General features: G+C 24.0%; 1 protein-coding gene. It reads left to right on the forward strand.

Annotation, left to right across the window (positions count from 1 at the left end; genetic code table 11):
- Positions 1-192 precede the first annotated feature (192 nt).
- Entirely contained in the window at positions 193-615 is a 423-nt protein-coding gene (locus CD128_RS11155) for an AlbA family DNA-binding domain-containing protein (RefSeq protein WP_231917328.1), read from the forward strand.
- The last annotated feature ends 188 nt before the right edge of the window (positions 616-803 follow it).

Genomic DNA, 803 nt, shown 5'->3' on the forward strand with positions numbered 1-803 from the left:
GTATAATATTAGAACTAAGTATTCCTTATATCTTTATTATCGACATTATTATAATTAGATATTATTATTAAATCTATATACCGTCTTGCTTTCATCTATTTTACTGATTAGCATTTAATATTTTTTCACTATAAACTAATCATATAGTTCAACATCTAAAGATTAATTATTAAAATTAGGAGTTCAAATAATATGAAAGAAGAAGATTACTTAAAAAATATTATTTCTGAAAAATTAAATAATAGTTCAGAAGATACTACTACTGAATTTAAAGTTAACAATACTGACCCCAAAATGATTGGTGAATATATTTCAGCATTAGGAAATTCAGCAACTTTAATTGATAAAGACTATGCATACATTATATGGGGGATTGAGGATACCTCCAAAAATATTGTAGGCACTAAATTTTATCCTCACAGTGCTAAAAAAGGAAACGAGGAATTATTAAACTGGCTTCACAGAATGATTAAACCTTCTTTAAATTTTACATTTCATAACGTTAACTATGAGGGGAATAATATAACAATTTTAAGAATTCCTAAAGCTACTCACCATCCTATTTCATTTCAATCTGAAGAATTTATTAGAATAGGCTCTTACAAAAAAACTTAAAAGATTATCCAGAAAAAGAAAAACAATTATGGAAAAAATTCCAAGAATTACCATTTGAAACTCAATCTGCCCGTATAGTAAATAATTATAATGAAATTTTAGAGTTATTAGATTATAATTCTTACTTCAAATTATTAGGTCAACCTATTCCAAATCAATTAAATTTAATTATTGATTATTTAAAATAT

This window comes from Staphylococcus croceilyticus (assembly GCF_002902575.1).
In the GTDB taxonomy this organism is placed as follows: Bacteria; Bacillota; Bacilli; order Staphylococcales; family Staphylococcaceae; genus Staphylococcus; species Staphylococcus croceilyticus.

Bases quoted from the DNA above. Each gene is read 5' to 3' on its own strand.
- CD128_RS11155 (WP_231917328.1), top strand. From the start codon at position 193: ATGAAAGAAGAAGATTACTTAAAAAATATTATTTCTGAAAAATTAAAT.